The organism is Pseudonocardia benzenivorans CB1190 (assembly GCF_000196675.2).
Lineage (GTDB): Bacteria > Actinomycetota > Actinomycetes > Mycobacteriales > Pseudonocardiaceae > Pseudonocardia > Pseudonocardia benzenivorans.
Genome location: NC_015312.1, coordinates 3,664,051 through 3,688,329 on the forward strand (window position 1 = coordinate 3,664,051; position 24,279 = coordinate 3,688,329).

23 protein-coding genes are annotated in these 24,279 nt (G+C 72.8%); 7 read left to right on the plus strand and 16 right to left on the minus strand.

What is annotated here, in order from left to right; translation table 11 throughout:
• Positions 1–199: 199 nt before the first annotated feature.
• From PSED_RS35520 to PSED_RS17295, 10 genes are all read right to left on the minus strand, one after another.
• Positions 200–1,117, minus strand: a complete 918-nt coding sequence (locus PSED_RS35520) for a PH domain-containing protein (RefSeq protein WP_013675535.1) — start codon at positions 1,115–1,117, stop codon at positions 200–202.
• The gene (gene ribH / locus PSED_RS17255; RefSeq protein WP_013675536.1) at positions 1,114–1,596 is read right to left on the minus strand and encodes a 6,7-dimethyl-8-ribityllumazine synthase; all 483 of its coding nucleotides are present in this window, start codon (positions 1,594–1,596) and stop codon (positions 1,114–1,116) included. The genes PSED_RS35520 and ribH overlap by 4 nt, the downstream gene beginning before the upstream one ends.
• A gap of 273 nt (positions 1,597–1,869) precedes the next feature.
• A complete protein-coding gene (locus tag PSED_RS17260; RefSeq protein WP_013675537.1) occupies positions 1,870–3,183 on the minus strand; it encodes a bifunctional 3,4-dihydroxy-2-butanone-4-phosphate synthase/GTP cyclohydrolase II in 1,314 nt (437 codons plus the stop codon).
• Entirely contained in the window at positions 3,180–3,812 is a 633-nt protein-coding gene (locus tag PSED_RS17265; protein WP_013675538.1) for a riboflavin synthase, read from the minus strand. The genes PSED_RS17260 and PSED_RS17265 overlap by 4 nt, the downstream gene beginning before the upstream one ends.
• Positions 3,813–4,970 (minus strand): bifunctional diaminohydroxyphosphoribosylaminopyrimidine deaminase/5-amino-6-(5-phosphoribosylamino)uracil reductase RibD, encoded by a 1,158-nt coding sequence (gene ribD / locus PSED_RS17270; protein ID WP_013675539.1) that lies wholly within the window; start codon positions 4,968–4,970, stop codon positions 3,813–3,815.
• Between the two features lie 67 nt (positions 4,971–5,037).
• Positions 5,038–5,724, minus strand: a complete 687-nt coding sequence (gene rpe / locus PSED_RS17275; protein WP_041759765.1) for a ribulose-phosphate 3-epimerase — start codon at positions 5,722–5,724, stop codon at positions 5,038–5,040.
• Positions 5,725–5,842: 118 nt separating this feature from the next.
• Positions 5,843–7,291, minus strand: coding sequence for an RsmB/NOP family class I SAM-dependent RNA methyltransferase (locus PSED_RS17280; protein WP_013675541.1), 1,449 nt, complete (start codon positions 7,289–7,291; stop codon positions 5,843–5,845).
• 34 nt (positions 7,292–7,325) lie between these two features.
• Positions 7,326–8,258 (minus strand): methionyl-tRNA formyltransferase, encoded by a 933-nt coding sequence (locus tag PSED_RS17285; RefSeq protein WP_013675542.1) that lies wholly within the window; start codon positions 8,256–8,258, stop codon positions 7,326–7,328.
• Entirely contained in the window at positions 8,258–8,806 is a 549-nt protein-coding gene (gene def, locus PSED_RS17290; RefSeq protein WP_013675543.1) for a peptide deformylase, read from the minus strand. The genes PSED_RS17285 and def overlap by 1 nt, the downstream gene beginning before the upstream one ends.
• A 112-nt stretch (positions 8,807–8,918) precedes the next feature.
• A complete protein-coding gene (locus tag PSED_RS17295; RefSeq protein WP_013675544.1) occupies positions 8,919–10,979 on the minus strand; it encodes a primosomal protein N' in 2,061 nt (686 codons plus the stop codon).
• Between the two features lie 118 nt (positions 10,980–11,097).
• Between PSED_RS17295 and PSED_RS17300 the strand changes: the two genes are divergently transcribed.
• The gene (locus tag PSED_RS17300) at positions 11,098–12,375 is read left to right on the plus strand and encodes a geranylgeranyl reductase family protein (protein ID WP_013675545.1); all 1,278 of its coding nucleotides are present in this window, start codon (positions 11,098–11,100) and stop codon (positions 12,373–12,375) included.
• A gap of 27 nt (positions 12,376–12,402) precedes the next feature.
• On the opposite strand, the gene PSED_RS17305 is transcribed toward PSED_RS17300, so the two are convergent.
• The 3 genes from PSED_RS17305 to metK form a co-directional block, all read right to left on the minus strand.
• Entirely contained in the window at positions 12,403–12,600 is a 198-nt protein-coding gene (locus PSED_RS17305) for a hypothetical protein (RefSeq protein WP_013675546.1), read from the minus strand.
• Between the two features lie 146 nt (positions 12,601–12,746).
• Positions 12,747–13,211, minus strand: a complete 465-nt coding sequence (locus PSED_RS17310) for a cupin domain-containing protein (RefSeq protein ID WP_013675547.1) — start codon at positions 13,209–13,211, stop codon at positions 12,747–12,749.
• The gene (gene metK, locus PSED_RS17315) at positions 13,208–14,410 is read right to left on the minus strand and encodes a methionine adenosyltransferase (protein WP_013675548.1); all 1,203 of its coding nucleotides are present in this window, start codon (positions 14,408–14,410) and stop codon (positions 13,208–13,210) included. The genes PSED_RS17310 and metK overlap by 4 nt, the downstream gene beginning before the upstream one ends.
• 255 nt (positions 14,411–14,665) lie before the next feature.
• Here metK and PSED_RS17320 point away from each other — a divergent pair, with 255 nt between their 5' ends.
• Both PSED_RS17320 and PSED_RS17325 read left to right on the plus strand, forming a co-directional pair.
• A complete protein-coding gene (locus PSED_RS17320; RefSeq protein ID WP_013675549.1) occupies positions 14,666–15,265 on the plus strand; it encodes an SH3 domain-containing protein in 600 nt (199 codons plus the stop codon).
• A gap of 341 nt (positions 15,266–15,606) precedes the next feature.
• A complete protein-coding gene (locus tag PSED_RS17325) occupies positions 15,607–15,849 on the plus strand; it encodes a hypothetical protein (protein WP_143770514.1) in 243 nt (80 codons plus the stop codon).
• A 216-nt stretch (positions 15,850–16,065) separates the two neighbouring features.
• Here the strand turns inward: PSED_RS17325 and PSED_RS17330 are convergent, their stop codons facing one another.
• Positions 16,066–17,232 carry an FUSC family protein gene (locus PSED_RS17330; RefSeq protein ID WP_013675550.1) on the minus strand — a complete coding sequence of 389 codons (1,167 nt, stop codon included), beginning with the start codon at positions 17,230–17,232 and terminating at the stop codon, positions 16,066–16,068.
• A gap of 611 nt (positions 17,233–17,843) precedes the next feature.
• On the opposite strand from PSED_RS17330, the gene PSED_RS17335 reads away from it, so the two are divergent.
• Positions 17,844–18,449, plus strand: a complete 606-nt coding sequence (locus tag PSED_RS17335) for an MEDS domain-containing protein (protein ID WP_013675551.1) — start codon at positions 17,844–17,846, stop codon at positions 18,447–18,449.
• A gap of 322 nt (positions 18,450–18,771) precedes the next feature.
• Here the strand turns inward: PSED_RS17335 and PSED_RS17340 are convergent, their stop codons facing one another.
• Positions 18,772–18,993 carry an Hsp20/alpha crystallin family protein gene (locus PSED_RS17340; RefSeq protein ID WP_013675552.1) on the minus strand — a complete coding sequence of 74 codons (222 nt, stop codon included), beginning with the start codon at positions 18,991–18,993 and terminating at the stop codon, positions 18,772–18,774.
• 942 nt (positions 18,994–19,935) lie between these two features.
• Between PSED_RS17340 and PSED_RS17345 the strand changes: the two genes are divergently transcribed.
• A complete protein-coding gene (locus PSED_RS17345) occupies positions 19,936–21,624 on the plus strand; it encodes a PucR family transcriptional regulator (RefSeq protein ID WP_013675553.1) in 1,689 nt (562 codons plus the stop codon).
• A 124-nt stretch (positions 21,625–21,748) separates the two neighbouring features.
• Positions 21,749–22,345 (plus strand): Dps family protein, encoded by a 597-nt coding sequence (locus PSED_RS17350; protein ID WP_013675554.1) that lies wholly within the window; start codon positions 21,749–21,751, stop codon positions 22,343–22,345.
• A 578-nt stretch (positions 22,346–22,923) separates the two neighbouring features.
• Here the strand turns inward: PSED_RS17350 and PSED_RS17355 are convergent.
• Positions 22,924–23,085, minus strand: a complete 162-nt coding sequence (locus PSED_RS17355; RefSeq protein ID WP_158511320.1) for a hypothetical protein — start codon at positions 23,083–23,085, stop codon at positions 22,924–22,926.
• 278 nt (positions 23,086–23,363) lie between these two features.
• Between PSED_RS17355 and PSED_RS17360 the strand changes: the two genes are divergently transcribed.
• Positions 23,364–24,248, plus strand: a complete 885-nt coding sequence (locus PSED_RS17360; protein WP_041759771.1) for a PrsW family intramembrane metalloprotease — start codon at positions 23,364–23,366, stop codon at positions 24,246–24,248.
• The last annotated feature ends 31 nt before the right edge of the window (positions 24,249–24,279 follow it).

Genomic DNA, 24,279 nt, shown 5'->3' on the forward strand with positions numbered 1-24,279 from the left:
CCGCTCTGCACCGTGCCGGCTCTACACCGTGCCGGCTCTACACCGTGCCCGCTCGACGTCACCCCCGGCCGACGCCTCGTTCGCCGACATCACGCCAAGCGGCGCCGCTTGTCGACGCCGCCCGTGCCGAGGCCGCTCGGCCGACGCCGCCCAGGCGAGCTCCGCCCCGGCCGACTCCTCACCGGAGGGCGTGCGCAGGTCAGGCTCCTGAGTCGCCTGCGCTGCCAGGGGTGTCGTCGTGGCGCGGTATCGCGCCCGATGTCGCGGCATCCGGCGTCCCTGCACCCGCCGTTCCCGCACTCGGCGTCGTCCCGGTCGGCGTCGTCCCGGTCGGCGTCGTCCCGGTCGGCGTCGTCCCGGTCGGCGTCGTCCCGGTCGGCGTCGTCCCGGTCGGCGTCGTCCCGGTCGGCATCGTCCCGGTCGGCGTCGTCCCGGTCGGCGTCGTCCCGGTGTCCGGGGTGAGCTGCGGGCCGGCCAGGCCGCCGCCGGCAGCCGGGGGCCGCTCGGCGGCACCGGCACTCGCGACGGTCCCCGATCCGGCCGGCCGCTCGCCCACCGCCTGGTGGGCCGCTGCCTGGAGTGCCGCTGCCTGGAGTGCCGCGGCGTGCAGCGCCCGCAACCGGCGGATGCCGGCGACCGCGTACTGCCGGTCGGCCGCCTGCACGGCGAGGATCGGGAAGTACTCGTAGTCGGGAAGGTCGAGCCGGGCCCAGCTCGCGCCGTCGGGGAAGGCCACACCGACAACCTCGGTCCACGGCACCCGGCGGGTGAGCAGGATGTTGCGCACCTCGATGTCCCGGGCGTCCGCACGCACCCGCGGCCGGGCGAGCAGCAGCAGCCCGCCGGCGATCAGGAGCCCGAGCACCACCATCGAGATCTGGTCGGCGAGCCGGAAGTAGACGCCGGTGTCCGCCGTCCGCAGGACGACGGCGATGACGACGAACAGCACGAAGACCGCGACGGCGCCGATCCACGCGAGCCACAGCACGCGGCGGGGCCGCAGTATGACCTGCTCCCCCGTCACCTGCTCCCCGGCCGGCCGCGGCGCGGCTGCGTCGGGCCCGTCGTCGCCCGTCCCACGCACGGTCGCTCCCGTCCCCACCTGGCGCCCGCTCATGCCGGGGTCCGGAGCCCGCGCAGGACCAGCGCGGTGTGCAGGGCCGCGATGGTCGCCTCGGCGCCCTTGTCCTCCGCGGAGCCCGGCATGCCGGAGCGGTCGACGGCCTGCTCGGTGGTGTTGCAGGTGAGCACACCGTTGCCGACCGGGACGCCCTCGTCGAGCGCGACCCGGGTGAGGCCCGCGGTCACGGAGTCGCAGACGTACTCGAAGTGGGGTGTGCCACCGCGGATCACGACGCCGAGCGCGACGACGGCATCGTGCGTACGGGCCAGCGCCTGGCACACGACCGGCAGCTCCATCGTCCCGCTCACCCGCACCACGGTCGGGACCGCACCGGCCTTCTCCGCCACGGCGACCGCGCGCTGCAGCAGCACCTCGGTGATCTCGGCGTGCCAGCTCGCCGCCACGATGCCGACCCGCAGGTCGGCGGCACCGTCGAGATCGCCGAGGTCGACGGGACGTCCCTCACCACTCATGGCGTCCATCCTGCCCCGTCGCCGAGCGGACCGGCCACGCACCCCGGGACCCGTCACACGCGCCGGCGGGAGCGCGCCCGGCCGCCGTGGCGCCGGGCACGCGGACCGGCTGAACGGTGTCTGACGGATCGTCGTCGACGGGCTCGGTGACCCGGGCGGTTCGCGGCACGGCGGAGCCGGGTCGGCATACCGGGCGTGTCCAGGCCCGCCGACAACGCAGCCACGAGCCGTCCGGGCGCCGAGACCGCGGCGGGTGATCCGTCGGACGGCCCCTCAGTAGCCCGAGCCCCCGCCGACGGCGTCCTCGGGCGCATCGCCGAGACCGGGGAGCTCGTGGCCCATCCGGTCGCGCTTGGTCCGCAGGTAGCGCAGGTTCTCCGGGGTGGGCCGGATCGGCATCGGGACCCGGCCGTTGATCGTCAGGCCGTAGCCCTCCAGGCCGGCTCGCTTGTCGGGGTTGTTGGTGAGCAGCCGCATGCTGCGCACCCCGAGGTCGGCGAGGATCTGGGCGCCGATGCCGTAGTCGCGGGCGTCGGCGGGCAGGCCCATCGCCAGGTTCGCGTCGACGGTGTCGGCGCCGGCCTCCTGCAGCTGGTAGGCCTGCAGCTTGTGCAGCAGGCCGATGCCCCGGCCCTCGTGCCCGCGCATGTAGAGCACGATGCCGCGCCCCTCGCGGGCGACGGCCTCGAGCGCGGCGTCGAGCTGCGGGCCGCAGTCGCAGCGCAGCGAGCCGAGCACGTCGCCGGTGAGGCACTCGGAGTGCACCCGGACGAGCACGTCCTCACCGTCGCCCTCGGGCGTCGCGACGTCGCCGACGACCATCGCGATGTGCTCGATGCCGTCGAGCAGGGAGTCGTAGCCGTAGGCGATGAAGTCGCCGTGGCGGGTCGGGATCCGCGCCTGCGCCACCCGGACGATGTGCTTCTCGAACCGCCGCCGGTAGGCGATGAGGTCGGCGATCGTGATGAGCGTGAGCTCGTGGTCCTCGGCGAAGACCTGCAGCTCGTCGCCGCGGGCCATGTCGGTGTCGTCCTTCTGGGACACGATCTCGCAGAGCGCGCCCGCCGGGGACAGCCCGGCCATCCGCGCGAGGTCGACCGCGGCCTCCGTGTGCCCGGGCCGGCGCAGGACGCCGCCCTCGCGGGCCCGCAGCGGCAGGACGTGGCCCGGCCGGACCAGGTCGGCGGGCGCGGCCGCGGGGTCGGCCAGCAGCCGGATCGTGCGGGCGCGGTCGGCGGCTGAGATGCCCGTCGTCACGCCCTCCTTCGCGTCGACCGTGACGGTGAACGCGGTGCGGAAGTTGTCGGTGTTGGTGTGGTGCATCGGAGGCAGGTCGAGGCGGTCGCAGTCCTCCTCGGTCAGCGCGACGCACACGTACCCGGAGGTGTAGCGCACCACGAACGACACCAGCTCCGGTGTCGCCTTCTCCGCGGCGAAGATCAGGTCGCCCTCGTTCTCACGGTCCTCGTCGTCGACGACGACGACGGGCTTGCCCTCGGCCAGGTCCGCCACGGCGCGCTCGATGAGCTCGAACGCGTTCCGGCGCGACTCCGCCGTACCGGTCGTGGTGCTCGCGTGGTCGCTCACTGGACCCCTGCCTCCTCGTCGGCGCCGCGCCGGTACCCGGCGGTCAGCCGTTCGACGTATTTCGCGACGACATCAACCTCGAGGTTGACGGTATCCCCCGGAGCACGGATTCCGAGTGTGGTGTCCGCCAACGTCGTGGGGATGAGGGCGACGGTGAAGGTGTCGGCGTCGGTCGCCGCGACCGTCAGCGAGACCCCGTCGACCGCGATCGAGCCCTTCTCCACGACGTACCGCGCCAGCTCGGGCGGCAGGCTGAAGCGCACCTCGTCGCTGCGCTCGCCCGGGGTCCGGCTGACCAGCGTCGCGACGCCGTCGACGTGGCCCTGCACGATGTGCCCGCCGAGCCGGCCCCCGGCCGGCAGCGCCCGCTCGAGGTTGACCTTCACCCCCGCGGCCGCGGCACCCAGCGACGTCCGTTTCAGGGTCTCGGGCACCAGCTCGAGGCGGAACCTGTCGTCGGCGGCGCCCTCGTCGTCGACGACGGTGAGGCAGCAGCCGTTGACGGCGATAGAGTCGCCGTGGGCCGCGTCCTCGGAGACGCGCGGCCCCCGCACGGTGAGCACCACGACGTCGCCGTCGTGGCGCACCTCGACGATCTCGCCGACCTCCTCGACGATCCCGGTGAACATCTACCGCCGTCCCTTCCGTCCGAGCCCGCCGTCGACCACCGCCGGGACGGGCCCGGCCTGGTCCGCGGACCACGGGGCAACCGGGTCGACCGCGCCGCGCGCCGGGCCCGGCACCGCGTCGACCACGAGGTCACCCCCCACCAGTTCCACCGATGCCACCTGCAACCGCAGGATGTCCGCGATCGTTCCCACCCCCGCGTCCGCGAGCGCGGCGGGGCCCGCGCCCAGCAGCGCCGGCGCCAGGTGGGCGAGCACGCGGTCCACCCGGCCGGCGGCGAGGAACGCCCCCGCCAGCCGGGGACCGCCCTCGAGCAGCACGTCGACGACCCCGCGGGCGTGCAGTGCGGCGAGCACCTCGTCGGGGTCGTGGGTGCGCAGGTGCAGCACGTCGGGGGCGTCGAGGTGCGAGCCCGGCCGCGGGTGGCGCAGACCGACGAGGACCCGCAGCGGCTGGCGCGGTACGGGCGTGCCCGCCGCGTCGCGCGCGGTGAGCGCGGGGTCGTCCGCCAGCGCCGTCCCGGTCCCGACGACGACGGCGTCGCTCGTCGCGCGCAGAGCGTGCACCCGCGCGCGGGCGGCCGGGCCGGTGATCCACCGGCTGCTGCCGTCGGCGGCGGCGCTGCGCCCGTCGAGCGTCGCCGCGAACTTCCAGGTGACGTGCGGGCGCCCGGTGCGCGTCGCGTGCAGCCAGCCGCGCAGCGGGCCGGCCGCGACCTCGGCGCCGAGCGTCCCCACGGTGACGTCGACGCCCGCGGCGCGCAGCACCGCGGCGCCGCCGGCGGCGACCGGGTTCGGGTCGGCGACTCCGGCGTGCACCGCGACGATCCCCGCGGCGCGCAGCGCGTCGGTGCAGGGTGGCGTGCGTCCGTGGTGCGCGCACGGTTCGAGGGTGACGACGGCGGTGCCGCCGCGGGCCCGCTCCCCCGCCTCGGCCAGCGCCGCGACCTCGGCGTGCGGACCGCCCGGCGGCGCCGTCGCCCCGGTCCCGGCCACCCGGCCGTCGCGGTCGAGGACGACGCAGCCGACGGGCGGGTTCGGGCTGGTCGTGCCGTGCACGCGGGCCGAGACGGCCAGCGCCAGCCGCATCGCCGCGGCGGCGTCGAGCGGCCCGTCGCCGACCGTCGGGGCGGGATCGTTCGACGCGCCGGGCACGGTCATGACACCGCCCCGGCACCCCGGCGACCGCCGCGGCAGGCGCGGTCGCCGTCGGTCGCCGTCGGGAACCTCATGCGTTCGTCCACCGGTGCGGGCTGGTGCGGACGACCTGTTCGCGCAGGGCCCGGACGGCCCGCAACGGGTCGTCGGCGCCGTAGACGGCGGACCCCGCCACGAAGCAGTCGACGCCCGCCTCGGCGGCCTGCTCGACGGTGTCGGCGTTGATCCCGCCGTCGATCTCGACGAGCACGGTCAGGTGCCCGGTGTCGACGAGCCGGCGCGCGGTGCGGACCTTGTCGAGCACCTCGGGGATGAAGGCCTGGCCGCCGAAGCCCGGTTCGACGCTCATGATCAGCAGCGTGTCGTAGTGCTTGAGGGTGTCGAGGTGGTCCTCGAGCGGCGTGCCGGGCTTGATCGACAGCCCGGCCCTGGCCCCCGCGGCGCGCAGGTTCCTGGCCAGCGCGACCGGGTCGTGGGCGGCCTCCGCGTGCACGGTGACGTTGTACGCACCGGCCTCGGCGTAGGCGGGCGCCCAGCGGTCGGGGTCGTCGATCATGAGGTGGCAGTCGAGCGGGACCTCCGTCGCCCTCAGCAGCGACTCGACGACGGGCAGGCCGAGGGTCAGGTTCGGCACGAAGTGCGCGTCCATCACGTCGATGTGGAGCCAGTCGGCTCCCTCACCGACGGGCCCGGTGACCACGTCGGCTTCGTCGGCCAACCGAGCGAAGTCGGCGGACAGCATGCTGGGGGCGATCAATGGATGCACGCCTCAGAGGCTACTGGGCACCCGTTGCCGGGCACGCATGTGTGGGCGATGTCCCGCAACGACTTCTGCGCCGCGCGAACCTCACCCGGGCGCTCACCGTACCGGGGGATCAGGGCAGGCGGCGCAGCAGTGTAACGAACATCGCGTCGGTGCCGTGGCGGTGCGGCCACAGTTGGACGGCGGGCCCGTCGCCGAGGTCCGGCACCCCCGGCAGGACGGCGCGCGCGTCGACCTTCTCGACGTCGCGGTGCCTGCGCAGCACCGCGCCGACGACGCCGACGGTCTCCGACAGGTGCGGCGAACAGGTCACGTACGCGACGACGCCGCCGGGCCGGACGTGGCGCAGCGCCGCGGTGAGCAGCTCGCGCTGCAGCCGCGCGAGCCCGGCGACGTCCTCGGGGTTGCGCCGCCAGCGCGCCTCGGGCCGCCTGCGCAGGGCACCGAGGCCGGTGCAGGGCGCGTCGACGAGCACCCTGTCGAACGCGGCGTCGGGCAGCGGTGCTTCGCGGCCGTCGGCGGTGTGCACGGTGACGGGCAGCCCGTCGACGGCTCGTCGGACCAGGTCGGCGCGGTGCTCGGAGCGCTCGACCGCGGCGAGCGCGCCCCCGTCGAGGGCGACCAGGCCGCCGAGCAGCACCGCCTTCCCGCCGGGGCCGGCGCACAGGTCGAGCCAGCGGCCGCCGTCGTCACCGGCCAGCTCCGCGCGGGCGAGGGCCAGCGCCACCAGCTGGCTGCCCTCGTCCTGGACGACGGCGAGACCCTCGGCGACGGCGTCGATGTCCCCGACGTCCCCCGAGCCGGGTTCGAGGTGCACGCCGTAGGGCGAGTACGGCGCCTCGGTGCCGCCGGTGACGAGCGCGAGCTCCTCGGCCGTGATCTCGCCGGGCCGCGCGAGCAGGTGCACGACGGGCCGGGCGTCGTCGGCCGCGAGGGCGGCGTCGAGCTCGGCGGTACCCCCGAGCGCGTCGGCGAACGCCTGGGCGATCCAGCGCGGGTGCGCGTGCACGAACGCGCTGTGCCCCAACGGGTCTTCCTCGACTGACGGGGCGAGCTGCGCCGTCCAGGCCGCCTCGTCCTGCTCGGCGACCTTGCGCAGGATCGCGTTGACGAACCCGGCGGAGCGGGAGCCGGCCCGGTCGCGGACCAGGTCGACGATCGTGTCGACGGCCGCGTGCGCGGGGATCCGGGTACGCAGCAGCTGGTAGGCGCCCAGGCGCAGCGCGTCGACCAGCGGCGGCTCGATACGGTGCAGCGGCCGGTCGGCGCACGCCGCGACCACGGCGTCGAGCAGCCCGAGGGCACGCAGCGTGCCGTAGCCGAGCTCGGTCGCGAGCGCGGCGTCGCGGTCGCGCAGCCGGTGCCGCCGCAGGATCGCCGGCATGGCGAGGTTGGCGTAGGCGTCGCGCTCGCGGACCGCGGTGAGCAGCTCGTGCGCGGCGACGCGGGCGGGGTCGACGGTGACGGGACGCGCGGGCCCGCTGCGGCCCCGCGGCGGGCCGGGGTTGCGACGTGCCCCGCCCGACCGGCGGCGGTCGCCGCCGCGGTGCGGTTCAGTCATCGGGGGTGCCTGCCTGCCGGGCCGGACCGGACGCTCACGTCAGTACCTCTTCCTCGGCGATGCGCACACCGCGCGCCCAGTCGGGCGCGGGCATCGCCTTCTTGCCGGTCGGGCGCACCTCGCCCAGCTCGACGGGGACCGTCGCGGTCCCGACGAGCACCCGGCGCTTCTCGACGTGCAGCGCACCCGGGGCGAGGGCGATGCCGCCCGTGCGGACCGGACGGACGGGACCGAGGCCGAGGCGCTGGTCGCGGAAGTGCGTCCACGCGCCGGGCTCGGGGGTCACCGAGCGCACGAGCCGGTCGACCGCGACCGCCGGTGCGTCCCAGGCCACGCGGGCGTCGGCGACCAGCACCTTCGGTGCGAGCGACACCCCCTCGGTGAGCTGGGGCACCGCGGTGACGGTCCCGTCGGCGATCCCGTCGAGCGTCGCGACGAGCAGCCGTGCCCCGCTCACGGCGAGCCGGCCGAGCAGCGCGCCCGCGGTGTCCTCGGCGCCGACCGTCTCGGTCACCACGCCGTAGGTCGGGCCGGTGTCGAGGCCCTCCTCGAGGCGGAAGGTCGTCGCCCCGGTGACGTCGTCGCCGTGGCGGATCGCGGCCTGCACGGGCGCGGCACCACGCCACGCCGGCAGCAGCGAGAAGTGCAGGTTGACCCAGCCGTGGACCGGGACGTCGAGCGCGGCGCGGGGTACGAGTGCGCCGTAGGCGACGACGGGCGCGCAGTCGGGCGCCAGCTCGGTGAGCGTCGCGAGGAACTCGGGTTCGGACGGCCGCCGCGGCGTCAGCACCCGGACACCGGCCTCGTCGGCCAGTGCGCCGACGGGCGAGCGCTGCACGCTGCGGCCGCGGCCGGCGGGCGCGTCGGGCCGGGTGAGCACGGCGACGACCTCGTGGCGCGGCGACTCCAGCAGTGCCCGCAGGGCCGGTACCGCCGGCTCCGGCGTACCGGCGAACAGCAGCCGCACTAGCGGGCCCGGCCGAACATCGGGTGCGGGCTGACCTTGACCACGGGCTCCGGCTGCCCGAACCACTCGGCGGCGCGGATCTCGGCCATGGCTAGCTTGCGGGTCTCGGCGTCGAGCCGGTCGACGAACAGGACGCCGTCGAGATGGTCGGTCTCGTGCTGGATGCAGCGGGCCAGCAGCTCGGAGCCCTCGACCGTCACCGGCTCGCCGTGGACGTTCCAGCCCCGGGCGACGACGTGCAGGTGGCGCGTGCAGTCCCAGCGCAGCCCGGGGATCGACAGGCAGCCCTCCGGCCCGGTCTGCTCCTCGTCGCCGACGACGTCGAACGTCGGGTTGACCAGGTGCCCGGCGAAGCCGTCGACGTCGTAGGTGAACACCCGCAGCCCGACCCCGATCTGCGGCGCGGCCAGGCCGGCGCCGCCTTCGTCGTGCATGGTGTCGGTGAGGTCGGCGACGAGCTTGCGCAGCTCCGCGTCGAAGGTCGTGACCTCGACGGCGGGCGTGCGCAGGACCGGGTCGCCGAAGAGCCGGACGGGTTGGACGGACACTGGGCTCCCTGCTGAGGTGGCGCGGACGGCGGGATGTCGGCCCGTCGATTCTGCCACGCAGCGATCGCGCGCCCCGGCGGCGTGCGGGTCCCGGGGGCCCGCCCGGGGCAGGTCACTCGATCTGCAGGGGGTCCATCCGCACCCGGACCGGGTCGGCCGCCTTCCGGGCGCTGCGCCCGGCCTGCGCGGCGGCCAGCGCGGCGGCCAGCGCCCGGCCCTCGGTCCGCGGTACGCGGACCAGCGCCCGTTCGCGCGGTCCCTCGTCGGAGGCGACCGGGTCGATCTCGACCGGGCCGAGCACCTCGGCCCCGGCGGGCAGCCCCGCGTCGAGGATCTCCGCGACGGCCGCGGGCCCGCCCTCGACCGCCGCCATCCGCACCGCCGGGGGGAACCCGACCTCCTCGCGCGCCGCGAGCTCGGCCGCCGCGTGCCCGGCGGGATCCCAGCGCACGAGCGCCTGCACGACCGGTACCGAGGCGTCGGCGACGACCACGACCCGCCCGCCGCGCCCGTGCGGCACGACCAGCGCGGCGGCGCCGAGCCATCGCCGCAGGGTCTCCTCGGCCACGCGCAGGTCCGGGCGCGAGAGCAGGGCCCAGCCGTCGAGCAGCAGCGCGGCGCCGTAGCCACCGTCGGCAGCCGGTTCGGCACCGGGGGTCGCGACGACGATCCCGGGCCCGGGGTCGATGCGCGCCACCACCTCCGCGCCGCCGCCGGACTGCCGCACCGGCACCCCCGGGAACGCCCGGCCCAGCTCCTCAGCGGTCCGCCGCGAACCGGTGACCGAGGCCCGCAACGCCCGCCCGCCGCAGCCCCCGCACCGGAACGACGACTCGACCCGCCCGCACCAACGGCAGTACGGCGACGCGGCTGCGCCCTCGTCGCCGCGACCCGACGGCAGCGCCAGCGGCCCCGCGCAGTGCCGGCAGCGGGCGCTCTCCCGGCACCGCCCGCACGCGAGCCACGGCACGTAACCGGCCCGCGGGACCTGGACGAGCACCGGCCGGCCGGCGGCGAGCGCGGCCCGGGCGGCGGCGAAGCCCGCCGCCGGGATCCGGGCGACGCGGGCGTCGGGGTCGCGGGCGATCGCGCCCGCGGAGTCCTCCAGGGCGCCGACGCGCGGCATCGCCGCCCGCAGGGTGGCCCGGTCGGCGACGATCTCGTTCGCCCAGCCGGACTCGACGAGCAGCTGCGCCTCGGCGGTGCGGGCGTGGCCGGCGACGAGCAACGCCGCGCCCGCCGCGTGCGCGCGCAGTACCAGCACGTCGCGGACCTGCGGGTACGGTGCCCGCGGTTCGGCGTGGGAGTCGTCGCCGTCGTCCCAGACCGCGAGCAGCCCCAGGTCGGCGAGCGGCGCGAACGCCGCCGACCGGGTGCCGACGACCACCCGCGCGGTACCCCGCAGGACCCGCAGCCAGCGGCGGTACCGCTCGGCTGGGCCGAGCTCGGCGGTCAGCGCGACGACGCTCTCCGGCGGCAGGTGCGCGGCGCACGCGGCGTGCAGGGCGTCGACGTCGCGCTGGTCGGGTACGACGAGCAGCGCCCCGCGACCGGCGGCCGCGGTCGCGACGGCGGCCTCGGCCAGCCGGTCTGTCCACGACTCGCCCGGCAGCGCCTGCCACACCGCGTGCGCGGCCCGGCCGGCGGCCAGTGCCGTCAGGAACGCCGCGCCGCGCGGGTAGGCCGTCCAGCCGGTGCCGTCCGGCGCCGGCGCGGGCGGCGGTGGGACCGCGGGCTCGGCCGCCGCGGCCTCGGCGCGGGCGTGCCGCGGCGGTACCGCCAGCCGGACGACGTCGGCGAACACACCCGCGTACCGGTCGGCGACCGCCCGGCACAGCGCGGCGACCTCCGCGGTGAGCACCGGCTCGGGCGAGACCACCTTCTCCACCCAGGCCAGCCGCCCGGTGTGGTCGGACTCCTCGACCCGGTCGAGCAGGAACCCGTCGACGAGACGCCCCGCGAACCGGACCCGCACCCGCACCCCCGGCGCGGCGACGTCGTCGAGATGCGCCGGGACGCGGTAGTCGAAGGGCCGGTCGAGGTGGGCGAGCGGTACGTCGACGGCGATCCGGGCGACCGGCGCGGTCCCCGCCGGCTCCCACTCGCCGCGCCCGGCCGCGCGCCGCCGCGCCGGCGGCGCGGCGGCGGCCTCCGGGTGTGCGGGCCGAGCCATGCGATCACCCTGGCATCCGCCCCCGACGCTCCGGGCGGCGGTCCCGCCCGCAGGTCACCGCGATGTGACGCGTGACCGTCCTCCGACGCCCGCGCCCACGGCTTGCGACACTGGGGACATGCAGCGCGCTCCGTCCCCCGTCCCGGCCGCCACCGACCTCCTGGTCGTCGGCGCCGGGCCCGCGGGCTCCGCCACCGCCGCGTGGGCCGCGCGGCACGGCATCGACGTCGTGCTCGCCGACGCCGCCGTGTTCCCCCGCGACAAGGCCTGCGGCGACGGGCTCACCCCGCGCGCGGTCGCGGAGCTCGACCGGCTCGGTCTCGGCCCGTGGCTGCGCGAGCACGGGCAGAACCGGGGGCTGCGGGCGGCCGGGTTCGGGGAGACGCTGGAGCTGCCGTGGCCGGGAGGGTCGTTGCCCGCCCACGGCTCCGCCGTCCCCCGGCTGGAGCTCGACGCCCGCATCCGCGACGTCGCGCTGGCGGCCGGGGCCGTCCCGGTCGAGGGCGCGAAGGCCGTCGACGTGAAGTGGGACGGCGACCGGATCGGCGGCGTCGTCCTCGAGCTCGGTGACCGAACCACGCGCACGGTGCGCTGCGAGCGCGTCGTCGTCGCCGACGGGCACCGCTCGCCGCTCGGCCGGGTCCTCGGCCGGGAATGGCACAAGGACACCGCGTACGGCGTGGCCGCGCGCGCCTACATCCGCTCGGCCCGCTCCGACGATCCGTGGATCTCCTCGCACCTGGAGCTGCGCGGCACCGAGGACGAGGTGCTGGCCGGGTACGGCTGGGTGTTCCCGCTGCACAACGGCGAGGTCAACATCGGTGTCGGCACGCTCGCCACCGACCGCAGGCCCGCCGGCGTGCGGTTGCGGGCGCTGATCGACCTGTACACCGCCGCCCGGCGCGACGACTGGCGGCTCGAGGGCGAGCTGCGGATGCGATCGTCGGCGCTGCTCCCCATGGGTGGGGCGGTCTCCGGGGTCGCCGGGCCCAACTGGGGGTTGGTCGGCGACGCGGCGGGCTGCATCAACCCGCTCAACGGCGAGGGCATCGACTACGGGCTGGAGACCGGGCGCGTCCTCGCCGAGCTGATGACCGGTGAGAACGACCTCGCGCACGCCTGGCCCGCGACGCTGCGCCACCACTACGGGCACGCGTTCTCCATCGCGCGCCGGCTCGCGGGGCTGCTGACGATCCCCCGGCTGCTGCCGCTGGCGGGACCGGTCGGCATGCGCTCGCGCGCGCTGATGACCGTCGCCCTGCGGGTCATGGGCAACCTCGTCACCGACGAGGACCGCGACCTCACCGCGCGGGCGTGGCGCGCGGCGGGCCGGCTGTCGAGCCGGTTCGACGACCGTCCGCCGTTCCCGGCCCCCGACCTGCGCGCACGGGCCTGAGCGCCCGCCGCGGCCGGCCCGTCGGTCTCACGACGACGGCTGCGGCACCGTGCAGTCGATCTTCGGGTTCACGCCGACGTAGTTGAGCGGGCCGACGACGATCGTCAGCAGCGTCGTCCCGATGCCGGTGCACGACGCCGAGGTGCCGCCGAAGTACCCCCGCTGGTAGGCCGCGAAGGCCCCGACGATCAACCACAGCACGACGATCCCTGCCAGGACGCGCATGGTGCCTCCGGGTCTCGCCGGGCCGGACACTTCGGACGGTCCCGCGAGGGTAGCGGCCCCGGCCGCGGCCGGCAGGGCGGACGCCGCGAGGCCGGCGGATCACCGCGACGCGCGGCCGGCGGATCACCGCGGCGCGGGGCCGGCCGTCAGAGGTTGACCTGGTCGTGGCGGGCGTAGAACTCGCGCCACTGCTCGTCGTCGAGCGTGCGGCCCTCGGCCCGGATCGCGGCCAGCTCGGTGAAGAACTCCTCGCGCGCGATACCGGGCGCGAACAGGATCAGGAACGCCGTCGCGGCGTCGGAGTCGTTGCGGAAGGCGTGCACGCCGTGCTCGGCGACGTGCACGAAGTCGCCCGGACGGTAGGCCGCCCAGCGCTCGCCGTCGAAGATGGTCAGCTCGCCCTCGAGTACGTGGAACGCCTCGGAGAAGGTGGCGTGCACGTGCGGGCCCGGGCCCGGGCTCCTCGGTGCCATCCGGTACTCGAAGAGCCCGTAGCGGCCGGCCGTCCGCGACCCGGTCGCGACGAACCGGACCGACGGCGGACCCGGCAGGTCGGGCGGGTCGTCGCCACGCGAGACGACGACCCGTCCGGCCGGATCGGGGAAGCTCACGCCCCGGCGGCCGACTTCAGCGCGTCGGCCCGCGCGGTCGACTCCCACGGCAGCTCGACGTCGGTGCGGCCGAAGTGGCCGTACGCCGCGGTCTGCGCGTAGATCGGGCGCAGCAGGTCGAGGTCGCGGATGATCGCGGCCGGCCGCAGGTCGAAGACCTCGGTGATCGCGGACTGGATGCGGATCGGGTCGACGTGCTCGGTCCCGAACGTCTCGACGAAGAGCCCGACGGGCGCGGCCTTGCCGATCGCGTAGGCGACCTGGACCTCGATGCGGTCGGCCAGGCCGGCCGCGACGGCGTTCTTGGCGACCCAGCGCAGCGCGTAGGCGGCCGAGCGGTCGACCTTCGACGGGTCCTTGCCGGAGAACGCGCCGCCGCCGTGGCGGGCGAACCCGCCGTACGTGTCGACGATGATCTTGCGCCCGGTCAGCCCCGCGTCGCCCATCGGGCCCCCGACGACGAACCGGCCCGTGGGGTTGACCAGCAGCCTGGCGCCCTCGGCGTCCAGCCCCGCGCGCGCCAGCTCGGGCTCGACGACGTGCTCGCGGATGTCGGGGGCCAGCAGCGCGTCGAGGTCGACGTCGGCCGCGTGCTGGCTGGACACCACGACGGTGTCGACACGGACGGCCTTGTCGCCGTCGTACTCGATCGTGACCTGGGTCTTGCCGTCCGGGCGCAGGTAGGGCAGCACGCCGGACTTGCGGACCTCGGTGAGCCGGCGGGCCAGCCGGTGCGCCAGCGCGATCGGCAGCGGCAGCAGCTCGGGGGTGTCGGTGTTGGCATAGCCGAACATCAGGCCCTGGTCACCCGCGCCCTGGCGGGCGATCTCGTCCTCGCTGGCCTCGACGCGCGACTCGTAGGCCGTGTCGACGCCCTGTGCGATGTCGGCGGACTGCGCACCGATCGCGACGTTCACGCCGCAGGAGTTGCCGTCGAAACCCTTGGCCGACGAGTCGTAGCCGATCTCCAGGATCTTCTCGCGGACCAGCGTGGGGATGTCGGCGTAGGCACTCGTGGTGACCTCACCCGCGACGTGGACCTGACCGGTCGTGACGAGCGTCTCGACCGCGACCCGGCTGCGCGGGTCCTGGACGAGCAGCGCGTCGAGGACGGAGTCGCTGATCGCGTCACACATCTTGTCCGGGTGTCCCTCGGTCACCGATTCGCTGGTGAAGAGCCGTCGGGCCGGGTTCGTCACGCGTGTTCTCCGTCCAGTCACGTCCTGCCAGTCACGTCCTGCTGGCGGGGCCGAGCGTAGTCGACCCGTCCGACGGTCCGGTCGCGCCTGACCAGGGCGTCGGCGCGCGCTCGCCCGGTCACACCGTGTAGTCGACAGTGCGGACGCGCCGGACGTCGTTCACCGCTTCCGGTGATGTGTGCGCCGATGGCGAATCGGTCAGCACGGCACTCGTTGGGCCTCGTGACGCATCCACCCAACGGAGGTACCCCCCAGATGAACGCGTTGCAACGTCGAGGCCGCCTGGTCGCGATCGTCGGCGGTGTCGTCGCGGCAGGCGCGACCACCGTCCTGGTCCTCGTCGGCACGGCTTCCGCGGCCGAGCAGGGCCGCTGCACCGACAACGTCAACGTCCGCTCGCAGCCGAGCGCGACCGCCTCCGTCGTCACGGTCTGCAAGCGTGGCACCGACGTCACGCTGGGCGAGCACCGCAACGGCTTCGTGCAGCTCACGAACCTCAACGGCTGGGCCTCGGAGCAGTTCGTGTCGAGCAACCCGAGCCGCAGCAGCTCGACGTCGACGACCAAGAAGTCCTCGACCGCCCCGACGACCTCGGGCACGGCCCGCGGCGAGCAGGCCCGCCCGACGACGGCGGCACCCGCCACCACGACGTCGTCGCAGCAGCGCAGCGCCCCGTCGGCGTCGAGCACCACCAAGGCCCCGACGACGACGAAGGCGCCGACCACCACCCAGGCCCCGGCCACGAGCAGCGCACAGCCGGCCGCGCAGCCCGCCGACGCCCAGGGCGGCGGCCAGGGCGGCAACGACTCGGGCTCGGACGACACGCCGACGCGCGCCCCCGGCCTGCTCCGCTGAGCACACCGCCACGGCTCCCCGGGGCCCGGACGGTATGGAGGTCCGGGCTGGGGCCTCACCGCATGTGAACGTGGGTTGCCGGCAGAAGTGGCTCCTGGCCGGTAGAGCCACAGATGTGGGAGGCCCTGGCATCCACGCGTACGAGCACTGCAGGAGCGCCGGTTGACCCCGGATCCCGACGAGCTGCTGCGGGGGGCTGGCCGGGCCGGTCGAGGTGGTCCACGAGGCCGGCCGACCGGGTTCGGGCCGGCCCGCTCGGTGGCCGGGCAGGGGCTCTCGTGCCAGGTCGCGGCGCTGTGTCGGTTGCCGCGCTTCTCCGGTGACCGGATCAGACCGACAGCGTGACGCCCGGCATCCGGCCCGGCTGCTGCACCTGGGACGAGATCGTCTCGGTGACGGTGCCCACCAGCCCGAGCAGGGGCCTGGCGTTCGGCATCGCCTCCGACACCGTGCTCGCCACCCTCGCCCGCCGGGACCGCCACGACGCCGCGATCGCCGAGATGGCCACCACCGGCGAGTTCGCACCCGTCATGGCCCCGGTCGGGGTGTCCACGCGGGGTGTCTGCGTGGGACGGCGTCGTTGACGGCACCTCGCGAGCCCGGCCGTACGGGATCGGGCACAGCGAGCCAACCGGCACCTGCACGCGCGCTGGGCCCGGTTCGACGCCCGCCACAAAACTCCCGGTCGTGGCCAAATCGTCGAGCACGTCCGGAGCCATCGGCATCCCGTCCCACTGGACGGACGTCTGGATCAGCCCGGGCACAGCCAAGCCACCGGCCGCGACGGACGGCCCATCCGGTTACCGGGACGTCGCGCTCTGGTCAGCTTTCGGCGGACGGAGGCTTCCGCCGCCACCGGTCCCGACGCAGTCGCCGCAGGGCTCGCGTTGCCGCTCGGTCAGCGCCGGCGGGTGCCACGAGTGACCGGGCGGACGCGCCGCCGCCTCCACCTCGACGCGCAACCGATCGACCGATGCAAGGAGGGCTCCGTGTTGTTCCCAGGCGTCCGGGTCCGTGTACGGATCGACGCGGAGGAGCTCGCTCAGCTGGTTGCGGCGGCGAAGCAGTTCGGCCAGGTGGGTCTCGATGCCGACATCCTCGGGACGGACGGGCTCGGTCGCCGAGGCGAACCGCCCCACCGCGCGGACCGCATCGGATGCCGCGTCGAGAAAGTCGGCTAGCGCGGCCCGCACGTCGTCGTCGTACGCGGTTGTCTCCTCCTCGGGAGGGACGAAGTACGTCCGGTCCAACAAGGCGCGGCAGAGCTCACGCAACGACAAGTAGCAGCGGTCGAGACCCGTCAGGGCGGTACGTAACCGGGGCTGCTCCGCTCGGGTGCGGGCCGCGCGCGGATTCAGCCGGGCGCTCTCCTCGGCGCGGGCCAGGGTCCGATCGGCTAGCACCTCACGACCCAACGCCCGTGCCTCATCCAGCCAGCGGTCCGCGTCAGCCCGCGACCACGAGGAGCGCAGTGCGGCAGCCAAGGCGGTCATGAACCCAGCAATCCGGTCGGCGAGCTCACCTAACGCACTCCCTGCCGGCTGCAGATATAGCGGAGGAGCGATCAGCAAATTGACGAGCACCCCCACGGAGGCACCGATCAGTGTCTCGTAGATCCGGCTGCTCGCGACGGCCGGTGCGCCTCCGACGGCGAGCACGAGCATTGCGCTGATGGGCAGTTCCAGCAGCTGTGGGCCGAGGCGAAGGAGCCTGCCGAGCAGCAGTGATATGGCGACCACTCCGCCGAGGCTCCACCAGCTCAACCCGACCACCCTGGCAACGGCCACGGCGACCAGAACCCCACCGAGCACACTTGCTATGCGTTGCAAGCTTTGCGTGACGGTCTGGTACATGGTCACCTGGACCACGAGCAACGCGGTCAGCGGTGCGAGCACCGGCCCGCTGCTGGTCCCGAACCAGTCGGCGAGGGCGTAGGCCAGTGTCGCGGCGAGCGTCGTCTTCGCCACGTGGAGGCCAGGCCTGTGACTCCGCCGGATGATCTCGGCGAATGGGGGCCAGTGACCTCGCCCAGAGGGTTCCCATGTTCGCATCGTTGCCATTCACCGAAAACCGATTGCCATTCCGAGGCGCGCCGCCGGCTCACGGCTTGAAAGCTCCGCACCGACGAAGGTCGAACCGCCGCATTCGTGCACGGACGCACTGCCGGTTCTCCACGGGACGCACCCGCGGAAGGACGACCAGGAGGGGTCTCCCAGCACGAGCACGCGCGCGTCGTGCATTCGCGAACGAGAGAACAGTTGGTGATGATCACGCTGTTCCGCCGCACTGCAAACGGCCCAGAACTCACCCGCCGGTTGGCCCAGCGAGCCGTGGACGATCTTGCTCTGCGTCACCCGGCGCCATCGACCCGCTAGGGCCGTTGGACTCGGGTCGATTGGCCTAGGCAGCAGCTCTTTCCGGCCCCTTGGGTCGAGACCTGCCGGCACGACTTGTCCCCGACTGCGACCGTGGGGTGCAGTGGTAAGAGATCGGAGCGCTTGGGGCAAAGGGAAGGAAATCCGCGTCCATGGGCGCTTCCGCACCACCTGAGTTCAGCTTCGACCGAAGGAGGTCTCCAATGCGGCCAGCAACCACTCGCCGCTCAGACTCGACCGGGAGTTCGCCCGCGCGACCCCGATTACCCGAAATCGGCGCCGGTAGACACATCGTCGCCCTCTACAGTCGCCTCGCCGAACGTGACGCGATGCTCGATCGCTATCTGCGCGACGGTCTGGCGCACGATCACAGCTGCACGATCTATCTGACCCGCGGAACGAGCCAGGCTGTGCTTGATCGGCTCAGCATCGACCTGGACATCCACTCGAATCGCTCCAGTGGACGGCTCGCCCTCTGTCAGGCTCCCGACTGGCCGTCCGCCCGCGACCAAAGCGGGCCGGCGGCCGCTTCCACGTTCTGGGAACGGGTGATCGCAAACCGTGTACAGGACGGATACGCATTCCAGCGGTATTCCGTTGACGCCACGGCGTGGCTACCCGATTACGGGGAGGCCGACGAGCTACTGGGGTTCGAAGCACAGCTCACCACATTGGCCATCGGCCAGCCGATCGCCTTCATGTTCCTGTACGACGTGTCCGACCTCGACGGCCGCCTGGTGGTCGAGTTGGCGAGGACACATCCCATGGTCTGGGTCGACGGAGTGGCACTGGCGAATCCGTACTCCTAGGGGCCACGCGGAGGCACATCACCCGGCTGACTGCCGCTACCTTGGTCCTCGTCCCGTCTCTCCGCAGCCGCCGGTGCCGAGGGGTGCGACGCGCAATGAATGCCGCGGAGGTCACCCGAGCGCCTGCACCGACCTGGAGACGTCGGACTCGCCAGGTGTGAAGTCCAACCGGCTTGGTTCGCGTGCTCGCCTCGCCGACCTGGGATGGTCCGGTGCAGCACACCCTCGCGCAGGTCGGCGGTCCGACCGCCGGGATCGGGGTTGTCGCCGAGAACGGCTGGCACACCTCCCGCCGTGCAGCCGCTCGCCGATGATCACCTCGTCACCGTGCTGGCGATCGGCGGCGCGGCGGGGCCCTGACGGTGAGCAGACAGCGCTCGACCGTCACCTCGACGTCGATTCGATCCACCCCGGGAATATCGAGATCGACCAGGAACGTGTCGCAGCCGCGACGCTGCAACCGGAATGCCGCGCGGCCCTCCGGGGAATTCTGCTCCACAATGCGATCACACTCGCAGAACGAGTCCAGTTGCATCAAGGTCATGTGGTTCTTCCTTTCGCCTGATTCGTGAGCCTGGACCCACCGCGGCAGATCCAGCCTGACAAGACCGGCGCCTGGGCCGGACCGGCCCGAGGGGCGCAACGTGCCGTCACTGCTTCAGCCCGGCGGGGGCGGCCGAGCTCAGGGCGCCCCGGCTCCTCGTGACGCGGCCTGCATGCTTCATTTGATGCCAAATATGTCGTATGATGCCGATATCGGAGCCGGACGTTGGCGGCTCTTCAAGACGGTTACCTTTTTCAACCAGGGGGACCGGGTAAGCATGTCACCCGACGTTTTCGCAGAACGTCACCGACTCATGGTGGCGTCTTCTCACCGGCTGAAGCACGTCCCGGATGGTGGCACGAAAGTCGAGCTGGCGGAGTTCGAACACACGCTCAAGTCGACGATTATCGCTACGCGACAGGGACCCCAGGCCGATCACGGCGTGGACGCAACGCGGTGACCACGGCATTGCGTCGGCGGCCTATCTGGACGCGGCTAGTGTCCGCGCCCAACCCCAGCGCGCTTGAGCGGGCTGCCCGGCAGCGCGACCCACCGTCTCGTCATCGACGTGTCCCACGTCTGGTGGCTCGACCGGCAGCTGTGCAGTGTGGACTGAGCTGGCAACCACCGGCGGCGTGCTCTGTTGACGGGCCTCACCCCTCGCGCCCTCCACCACACGGACGATGACCCCGAACCCCGGTACCACGGCTCGTCACCGCACGATCATGACGGCCGCGCACGCCGGCGCACGGGCGCCGCGGACGGCGACTCCCGAGGAAAAATGTTCAGCCCTCAGCCGGGTGGGTAGGCGTCACGCCGTCGCAGGCACTCGGGCTCGGTTCACCGCTGCGGCCCACGGTCGCAAATCGCGGCGCCGGGCCACCTGTGACAACCAACTCGGCCGCACTCCGGTCCCAGTTGACGGCAAGGAGCTCAGCACCCATGGACGATCGCGAAGTGATCCAGACGCTGCGCGGCCAGATATCCAACTTGTTTGCTCTCTTCACCTTATCAATGATGTTCTTCGATCGGGTCGAGGACGATGAGATCCTCGCCCTCGCGGTGAGCGCGGTTCCCGCATTCGGGTCCTTCGGTGCCGAGGCCTACCTCGACCGGAGGGACCTGCCGCAGAACGGAACCCCGCCACCTGAGCTCAAGGCCCAGCTGAACGCCCTCGCCGGGACAGACGGCGGGGTCAGGGTTCCCGGGGCGACGTGGGCTTGGGCCTATCCGCTGCACGCGGTCGGCGGGCACGCCGGCTACCTCGTCATCACCGCCCTGGCCACTCCGACAACGGACGAGCTGTTCCTGGTCCAAACGCTGGCCCAACTAGCTGGCGCCGCACTCAGCAGCGCGGCCACGTATCGGAGCGAGGTGGCCATGTCCGCAGAGCTTCGCGAGCGAAACACACAGCTCGCAGCTCTCAATCTGGAGCTCACGGCCGTCGTTGACGACCTCGGACGCCGCACCCGCCTGCACGAATCGTTCATGAACGTGGTTGCGAGCGGCGGGGCCGCGCCCGAGATCGCGATCGCCCTGCACGAGGTGACCGGTCTGGCAGTGGTGATCGAGGACAAATTCGGTAACGTGCTCGGGTCGGCGGGTGGCGAGCGGCCGATGCCACGCCGGCGAATGTCAGCGCACGACCGCACCGAGCTGCTCAACCGAGTGCAGCGGCACAGGCGACCGATGCGTCACGGCGATCGGGTCCTCGCGCTGGCCCAACCACGCAACGAGGTGCTCGGCGTCCTCGTCCTCATCGATCCCGAGCGGCGAGCCGGGCAATTCGAGATCTTCGCTCTGGAAGACGCCGGGGTGGTGCTTGCGATGGAGCTAGCACATCAGCGCAGCCTGGCCGAAGCGGAATTGCGTCTCAGGCGCGATCTCGTCGACGATCTCCTCACCGGCGCCGACGACGAGAGCGCGCTCGCGCGGTCCGCAGCGCTCAATCACGATCTCCGCCTACCCCATCAGGTCGTTGTGGTGAGCTGGCCTGGGACGGACGACACCGAGAAGATCATCCAGGCCGTCGACCAGGCCACGACCCGAATCACGCAGGCCCGTGCACTTCTCACCCGCCGTGGCGGGAACGTCGTGCTCGTCGCGCCCGCGCGCGAGCACGACGACACCGCACACGACTGGGGTGAACTGCATCGCCTTCTCAGCGCAGCCCTGCCAGCGCGGGCCGGTGCGATCGGCGTGGGTCGGCTGTACAGGCGGCCATCCGAACTGCCGCGCTCCTACGCCGAGGCGTTGCGCGGGCTCGCGGTCCGGCGACGTTCGGCGGACCACATTGGTGTGACGACCTTCGAGCAGCTCGGCTTCTATCGCATCTTGGGGACCGAGGAGAGCCACCGCGAAATGGTCGAGTTCATCCGGGAATGGCTCGGTCCGCTCATCGACTATGACACGAGGCACCGCTACGATCTTGTGAACACCCTGTGGCAGTACTATGAATGTGGGGGTAATTACGACGCCACCGCACACGCGTTGCTGATCCACCGCAGCACGCTCCGTTACCGCCTCCGTCGCATCCGCGAACTGACCGGCCACGACCTCGGGGTCGCCGACACCCGCCTCAACCTGCACATCGCCACCCGCGCATGGCAGATCCTCAACGGCGCGACGTAGCCGAGAACGCGGACTCCTCCCCGCAGGGCCGGGTGAGCGGACCCATTTCGCCCCCCCGGGACCACGAACCAGGTCGAGGGGTGACGGGCAGACTGAGAGCGTCCACGCACCCCGGGGAGGGCCTATGGCCACCACGTCGAAGCATCCGGTTGGCACGCAACCCTGGCTACACCAACACAGCCACGAAGTGCAGGCTTTCGGCACGGTCCGGTTGCTCCCGCTCGCGCTCCCCCGGGACGCTCGGCTCTACTCGTGCCAGCGACTCAACCGAACGTTGGCCGATACACAAGTCCTTCATGCGTTGTACAAGAAGCACCACTGGCTGATGCGCGGACCTACCTTCTACGCGCTGCACCTGATGCTCGACAAACACGCCGGCGAACTACTTCAACTCATCGACACAGTGGCCGAACGCGTACAGACCCTCGGTGGGGTGGCCGTCGGCGATCCCCGTCACGTCGCCGAGATCACGCGCATCCCACGCTCACCCGACGGCGTCGAGGAGGTTCCGGCGATGCTCTCCCGGCTGCTCGAGGCACACGAAACCATCCTCATCGACGCACACGACGCCGCTGCCCATGTCGCGGCGCAGGGCGACGACGGCACGAATGACCTGCTCGTTTCCGACGTGATCCGGACCTGCGAACTGCAGGCCTGGTTCCTCGCCGAGCACCTGGTCGACACACCGCTCGTCCGCACGGCCGAAAGCGAGCACCAGTAGCCACCGACCGACCATCGCATCACCGGCGACACCGGGCTGACGGCGTCGGATCAGGGCACGCGAGCCGTGCCGAACCGGGACGTGGCCATCGGTGCGTGCACGGCCCATATATGCAGGACATGTATCCGCAGAGAGCTCAATTGGCGCTGACGGTGCCGAGCCCGGAGGACGACCTGCGATACGACCTCGCCGGGCCGCCAGGTAGTTCTCGAGGTCGAGATCTGTCGGAGGTGACCTTCATCGGACCAACCACCAGGCTGAGCACTCAGCCACGCCGGGCATTGTCGATCCGGGGAACACCAGCGAAGCACTGCTGTCGGCGACCTCCTGCCGTGACGTCGTGCTCGGCCGCTCCGACCACGACACAGCCCAGCCATCTTCGCGACGATCCTGCGGAGAATTGGGAGCGCAACACCAGGCCGGGCGAGACCTGAGGGAGCAACCAGGACGTCCCGATCTCGTGCCGGCGGGCCGACCCGCGTCCGCTCACTTCGTCGCACCATGCCGAGGGGCCGCGTCCGGCGGGCGAGCACCCAACTGGACGAGGAGTCTCGATGATCGAGTCAAGCCGCGACCGCTCAGGCCAAGGCCTTGGTGGTGAAGCGGTTGTCGCGGATCGGGGCCTTGACGAGGACCAGACGACGGGCGAGCACGATGAGCGCCCGGACGTGCCCTTTGCCGATGACGCGTTCGCACTCGTAGCTGGTCCGCAGGGGTCCACCGGCACGTTTGATGGCCAAGAGGGCGGCGGGGTAGAACATTCGGCCGAGCCCGCTGTGGTAGCGCCGGGCTCGGTGCAGGTTCCGGCGGACTCACGGGGGGTCGCGGGCGGCGGCCAGCCCGGCAGAGGAACCTCGGCGGGCAGGCGAGCGTGCGCAGGGACGAATCCGTGGCCGAGGCGTCCCGACGAATGGGTAGCCACGTCTCGGTATACATCAGGCTGCGCCTCAGCCACTCCCCGCCGTTCCGGCCCTTCGAAACATCCGGTTCCGAGAATCGACATCAATACGGTGCGGACATGACGACGTCACGGATCAGCGGACGACGCGGGGTTTGGCGGCGAATTTTCGCTTGGGGTCTGGCGCTCTGGGTACTTGCGGGCCTGATCACCTACCTTACCGCCAACGCCATCCTCATCCCCACGTTGGTCCTGCTCGGAAGCTTTCTCGTCCCGGTGACCTTCGTCGCCTGGGCGTTCGAACAGCGGAGTTCCGGCGAGGTCACCACCGAACTGCTCTTCCACACCTTCGTGGTCGGCGGGGTGCTCGGCGTACTGGCAGCATCCCTCGCCGAAGCTTATCTGTTGCAGCCGTCGCCCTGGCTGTTCTTCGGAGTCGGGCTGATCGAGGAGGCGATCAAGCTCGCCGCCCTCGCGTTCTGCGCCCGAAACCTGCGCGTCAGGTCGATGCGGGACGGAGTGATCCTCGGCGCCACAGTCGGCTTCGGCTTCGCCGCGTTCGAATCGGCCGGCTACGCGCTCACCGCCTCCTTCACCGTCCAGGGGATGTCGCTCGTCGACCTCGTCAGCACCGAACTGCTGCGGGGTCTGCTCGCTCCCGTCGGGCACGGCCTGTGGACGGCGATACTCGGCGGGGTGTTGTTCGCGCACAGCACCCGTCGTGGGTTCGCGATCACCGGAAGGCTCGTTCTCGCGTTCCTCGGGGTGTCGATACTGCACGGCCTCTGGGACTCAATGGGCAGCATCGCGGTGATTGTGACCTACGTCTTCTCCGGCGAATCGTGGCAGTACCGCCTGCTCGAGCTGGGCTACATCCCTGAGCCCACGGCCGCTCAGGTCGCGATGTTCACTGTGCTGACCTGGAGCGGTCTCGCTGCCATTTCCGTCGTCGGGCTGCTCTGGCTCTTCGGGATGCTTCGAGCGAGGTCTGACGCTCATGTCTGAGCCACCCGTCCGGCACGACACCCGCGCAATG

Excerpts from the sequence above, each read along its gene's own strand:
- PSED_RS17320 (WP_013675549.1), top strand. The coding sequence starts at position 14,666 with ATGAACGCGTTGCAACGTCGAGGCCGCCTGGTCGCGATCGTCGGCGGT.
- PSED_RS35520 (WP_013675535.1), bottom strand. The coding sequence starts at position 1,117 with ATGAGCGGGCGCCAGGTGGGGACGGGAGCGACCGTGCGTGGGACGGGC.
- PSED_RS17305 (WP_013675546.1), bottom strand. The coding sequence starts at position 12,600 with ATGCGCGTCCTGGCAGGGATCGTCGTGCTGTGGTTGATCGTCGGGGCC.
- ribD (WP_013675539.1), bottom strand. The coding sequence starts at position 4,970 with ATGACCGTGCCCGGCGCGTCGAACGATCCCGCCCCGACGGTCGGCGAC.
- PSED_RS17280 (WP_013675541.1), bottom strand. The coding sequence starts at position 7,291 with ATGACTGAACCGCACCGCGGCGGCGACCGCCGCCGGTCGGGCGGGGCA.
- PSED_RS17335 (WP_013675551.1), top strand. The coding sequence starts at position 17,844 with ATGCGGCCAGCAACCACTCGCCGCTCAGACTCGACCGGGAGTTCGCCC.
- PSED_RS17340 (WP_013675552.1), bottom strand. The coding sequence starts at position 18,993 with ATGACCTTGATGCAACTGGACTCGTTCTGCGAGTGTGATCGCATTGTG.
- ribH (WP_013675536.1), bottom strand. The coding sequence starts at position 1,596 with ATGAGTGGTGAGGGACGTCCCGTCGACCTCGGCGATCTCGACGGTGCC.
- PSED_RS17345 (WP_013675553.1), top strand. The coding sequence starts at position 19,936 with ATGGACGATCGCGAAGTGATCCAGACGCTGCGCGGCCAGATATCCAAC.
- PSED_RS17295 (WP_013675544.1), bottom strand. The coding sequence starts at position 10,979 with ATGGCTCGGCCCGCACACCCGGAGGCCGCCGCCGCGCCGCCGGCGCGG.
- PSED_RS17360 (WP_041759771.1), top strand. The coding sequence starts at position 23,364 with ATGACGACGTCACGGATCAGCGGACGACGCGGGGTTTGGCGGCGAATT.
- PSED_RS17265 (WP_013675538.1), bottom strand. The coding sequence starts at position 3,812 with ATGTTCACCGGGATCGTCGAGGAGGTCGGCGAGATCGTCGAGGTGCGC.
- PSED_RS17350 (WP_013675554.1), top strand. The coding sequence starts at position 21,749 with ATGGCCACCACGTCGAAGCATCCGGTTGGCACGCAACCCTGGCTACAC.
- PSED_RS17300 (WP_013675545.1), top strand. The coding sequence starts at position 11,098 with ATGCAGCGCGCTCCGTCCCCCGTCCCGGCCGCCACCGACCTCCTGGTC.